At 63.4% G+C, this 4,926-nt stretch carries 3 protein-coding genes; all 3 read right to left on the minus strand.

Translation table 11 applies throughout. The features are described 5' to 3' along the window. A partial coding sequence (locus tag NCR98_RS33090; RefSeq protein WP_250528580.1) for a DUF6531 domain-containing protein occupies window positions 1-2,967 on the minus strand: 2,967 nt, incomplete at its 3' end. A 46-nt stretch (window positions 2,968-3,013) separates the two neighbouring features. After that, entirely contained in the window at window positions 3,014-3,817 is an 804-nt protein-coding gene (locus tag NCR98_RS33725; protein WP_250528581.1) for a DUF2345 domain-containing protein, read from the minus strand. Beyond that, window positions 3,709-4,926: type VI secretion system Vgr family protein (locus tag NCR98_RS33730; protein WP_250528582.1), on the minus strand; the 1,218-nt coding region annotated here is incomplete at its 5' end. The genes NCR98_RS33730 and NCR98_RS33725, both read right to left, overlap by 109 nt.

Below are 4,926 nucleotides of genomic sequence, written 5' to 3' on the forward strand. Positions count from 1 at the left end.
GTGGCGCGTGACGGTCGAATACTGGCCCCGGTAATACGGGCGAACGTGCTGCTCTTCGGCGATCAGGTTGTCCGCGTCGTCGTAATGCAGGCGGGTCGTGCTGCCAGCGGCCGTGGCGGTCGTGAGCCGCCCGCGCGCGTCGTAATAAAAACTCTCGGTCGCTTGCTTGCCGATCGTGCGCGCGGTGAGCCGCCCGATCGGGTCGCGCTCGTAGCGCGTCTCGACGCCGGCTTCAGTCGATGCCGCCAGCCGCCCGGCATCGTCCCATGCATAAGCGACGCTGCGCCCGTCGAACCCCGTCTGCTCGATGACCTGACCGAGCGCGTCATAACGAAACTCGGTAGATTCGTGGTTCTCGTTGTTCAGCGTGGTTAGCCGCCCCTGCTTGTCGTAGCGGTACGCGACGCGGCCCCAATCGTCGCCTTTCACGTCGGTTTGGCGCACGCTCAACTGATTTAGCGCGTCGTACCAATACAGCGTTTCAACGCCCGCGCCATCGCGGTAAGCAACGAGGTTGCCGTTGCCGTCCCAGCGAAACTGTTCCTCGACACCATCGGCGCGTGTGATGGTCTTGATCTGCCCGCGCGCGTCACGCCGGTAGCGGGTTTCATGGCCTTCGGCGTCGGTTATGTGTGAGAGATAGCCGCGTTCGTCGTAGCCGTAATGCGTCGCGTTGTTCGAACAGTCCGTTGCTTGGGTCAGCCGTCCCGCAGCGTCATAGCTGAACTGCTTCACGCCGCCCTTGGGGTCGGTCAGCGCGGTCAGGCGCCCCTTGCTGTTCCAAGCGTATTGCGTGGTGCGGCCGGCCGGATCGGTGACGGACAGGGGCCGCCCGAGCGCGTCATAATCGGTCGTCGTCACGTCGCCGATGGCGTCGGTTACTTTGACCGGCAGACCAGCGGCGCTGTACTCGGTGCGCGTGGTCATCGAGAGCGCGTCGGTCATGGCCGTGACGCGCCCCTGACCGTCATACTCGAAGCGCTGAATTTGCCCCAGCGCGTTCTTCATGCTGACGAGCTGGTTGTTCTCGCTCCAGTTAAACGATTCACTCGTGCCATCGGGATGCTCGACCAGCACGATACGGTTATGTTGGTCGTAGCGGTGAATCGTGCTGTTGCCATCGCCGTCCGTGACCTTGGTGTACCAGTGCTCGCGGTGGTACTCGAAACGCGTGTCTTGCTTCGGTGCGAGCTCATGGATGTTTATCTCCCGGTCGATCACCTCGTCCTTGGCAATCCATGTGCGCACGCAGCGCGCTTGCGCGGACGTGTGCGCGTCTGCGCCACGGGCGTCCCATTCGAGGTTGGCCGGGTTGCCGTTGAAGTCGGTATAGCGCGTGAGCAGGTGATGCTGATAGACGTACTTGCGCACGTAGCCGAGCACGTCGCGGTGCTCGGTCAGGTCGCCCTCGGGACTATAGGCATAGCGGGCGATTGCTTCGTCCGCGCTCCCAAGCAACCCGATCCGGTAAATAACCGCGACGCGCCCGTTCTCGTAGTCGATGCGGATCGTGTTCTCCGCGCCGTCCGTCATGCCCGTCAGTTCGTCCTTAGAGTTGTAGGACAAGGTCAGACCGAGGCCATCGCGGCCTATGCGAGAGATAAGCCGATAACGTGAACCGGCAAGGGTGCGGCTCTGTTCGTAACGTTCGCGCGATCCGTCCGCATAGGCAAGCTCCACGCTGCGCGCATCTGGACGGCTCACCGTCAGCTGTTCCGTCGGCACCTCGACCGAATCGCCGATCGCAACTTTCGGCAAGGGCACGGCGCGCGCGTCCGGGTCGAAGAACGTAAGCACGCCGTCGCGCTGTTCGAGCGAGAGGTGATACGGACTCGTCCAGCGTGCGCCGAGCGCGCTGTCATCGTAAGCGGCAAGGCTTGACCGATAGCGCCGCGTCCACACGATCGGCGCGACGCCGTCGAGCGCAAAGTCGGTTTGTTCGAGGTTCTCGTCACCCATCACGAGGTCGACGGGTTTGCCGGTCTTGGTAACGGGGCAGCCGCAGCCGTCCTTAGCGGGCACGTCGCTCGCCTTCGCTCCTTTCTGCGTGTGCTCGGTATGCGTGCCGGGCTTGACGTGCGGTTCGTGCATCGTGCCGGGGGCGGCGTGCGCAACATGCGAGGGCGAGCTGCGTGCCTTGCGGAACTTGATCTCCTCGACAATCTGCGCGGCCATGAAGATCAACGAACCTGCCGTCGCCGCATCGCCGAACGCGCGCCTGAGCATGGCGTCGCGATTGCGGTCGAACTCATCGAGCCACTTAAGAATGGTCGTGCGCTGGCCGGATACCTTCAGCAACTGATCGATGCCGTGCAGCGCGATCGTCTCCCCGGACGGGACCCACGACAAAAAGCCCTCGTTGTGCTTGATGCGGCCCATTTGTTCAGCCGCCGAAACCGGATTCTCGACAAAGCGGCGCACCATGCGCGATGCGTCGGAGATGCCGCGCGAGATTTCTTCGCGCCACTGCGTGAGCTTCTGATCGAGTTTCTCCATGAACGCAACCGCGTCGCCGCCCGCCGTCGCCCAGAACAGGTCAACCAGCACGGAGGCCGCCGCGCCCTTGGCAAAGGCAAGGAGGACTTCCTTGACGACCGCGCGCATCGGCCGGCTGGCATTGCCAGCCGCCGGAATCACGCCGATAGCGTCAATGGCGAGAATGCCCCAGCTCGTCAGGCTACTGGCCTTCTCGGCGCTGCTGCAAATGCCATAGATGTCGGTCCCGACGTCGTACAGCGACATCGCGTTGCCGACCACCGGCAACATGTAGAGGCACTGAACGAATATCTCGTGGCTGTGATTCTCGACCGATTCGATGCCCAACTGCGTCAGGTTCGGCGTCGTCTTCGGCGCGGGATTCGCGGGCGTGATGTCGTAACTGATGCGCCGCCGTTCTTCAGCATTCTGTTTAATGCCTTGCGGTATTTGACGCGGGGCGGGTGCTGCGGGTGTGTCCGTTGCTGCCATGTTTCTGTTCGTTGTTGTTGTGTTGACTATGAGGTTGGGCGGCGGGTCAGGTCGAAGTCAGCGACTTGGCAAGACTCGGCATCGGCGCGTGCTCTGCCGAACTCGCCGCGGTGCGAACGGCCGTCTGCGCCGCCGCGCTTGCGCCGCCCGAGACGGCGGCACGCGCCAAGGCGGGCACCTGCGAGGCGAGCGCTTGAAGCGCTGGCGGAGCTGCTGCCTGAGTCAGCGCCTGCGCGGCGCTCGCCATGGCCGCGCCCGTCAAGCTTGGCGGTGCGGCTTCGGTCTCACCAGGCGTGCTCGGATCCGTTGGTGTTTGCGGCGCGTTCTTCGGCTGCGCCCACTTGCGCTTGTCGCTTTGCAAGCCGTAACCATCCTCGAAGTACTGGATATGACCGCCCCCGCGCGGGACGTCAGTCAGCATCCCACGCCCGTTTTCATCGAGCTTTCCTGTGCGCGACGAACCGTCCGGGAAGCCAACCCGATACCATGCGTTCTTCACTGGCTGGCCGTTGGGGTAGGCGTGCCATAACTGCATGCCGACCGGCTCCTGCTTGGGCATCAACGGCAACGCGTTCTGTTTGGTTGCCGACTTGCCGATACGCATCGGCCCCTTCAGCAGGATGTCGTGGGGGCTGCCTATCTCCACGCCCGTATTGGTCAGCTTGACGTATGAGCCACCGCAGTAGAGCGTCAGTGCGGTCTTGGCGGTGAGCGTGATGGCGTCCTCGGTGCTTGCGATCGTCACGCCCTTGAGTGCGGCGAGATTGAGTGCATCGCCTTGCGCCTGTACGTCCACCTTGCCTTCCGCGGCGGTGACTTTGACGCCCTGCGTGTTCGCGAAGAGCGACACCGCATTGCCCGCCGCGACCGTGTAATGCCGCCGATCGCCGCGTCGGCATTGCCGCCCGTGGTGGTAAACAGATGCCCGGCCGCCGAGAACTGCATGTGCTCGCCGCTCGTGAGCGCCACACCATGCGGAGCCGACGCCAGCAGGACCGCCTGCTGCAAGTCCTTGAGTTGCGTTTCAAGAAGCGTCTTCTGTGCCTCGCAGTCGGCGACCACGGCTTGTGCCTTCTTGACCGCTTCGGAAAGACTTTGCATGCGCGCTTGTGCTGACTGCAATTGCGCGAGCGCGGCCGACATATCGAGCGCCTGAGCGCCTGCACGCGGCTGTTTGTCAGCGCTCAGGAACAGACCCTTGCCGCCGCGCAACGAACCCCAATCGTCCGAGCGCAGTTCGAATCCCTCGCCGCGCTTCTTTCTCTCGGAATCGACCAGATAGCCCATGTTCAACTGGGTCTTGCCGCCGTACTCGGTGGAGAGCTTGATGCCTTCCTTGCCGCGTTCGTCTTCCAGCCTGAGCTTGTTATTGCTGCTTGTGCGCATGACGTTGCGCGTGTCCCAGCCGTCGCGCCCGATCACGAGGTCGGTTGCCTGACTGTGATGATGGACATGGGCGATGTAGGGGAACCGGGGGTCGCCTCCGATAAACGCGACGCCGGCCTCCGTCTCGCGCAACAGCGGAAAGTGAAAGCCCGTCTGGTTCGCCCCGGCGAACGGCTTGGCCAAGCGTAGCGGTACGCTTTCGCCACCTTGCGGCCAGTCATCGAAGTCGAAGTCAAAGCGCACCGTGTAATGGCCTTGCGCATTGGGCTGGGCGTACTCGGTTTCACTGCGCGTGGTAATGCGCGCCGAGAGCGTGCCCGCGATCTTGGGCCAGTTCGCTTCGTCAAGCGGTAGACGATAAGGCCGGTCGCACGGAATCGCCTTGAACGAGTTGAAGTAATCCCGCTCGCGGCTTGCTTCGTGAATGACCTCGGTCATCAGCAAGCCATGCGGCGCGTCCGGCAACGTCTCGTCAACCCGCACCACGAGCCCGGCATGCAGGTCGTGGTTGGTGCTTTTGCCGTCGAACCTGATTTGCTGCGAGAGCGCCGCCTCATGGCGCAAACGCGCTTC

Origin of the sequence: Caballeronia sp. GAWG2-1, assembly GCF_023631405.1 — a bacterium.
Lineage (GTDB): Bacteria > Pseudomonadota > Gammaproteobacteria > Burkholderiales > Burkholderiaceae > Caballeronia.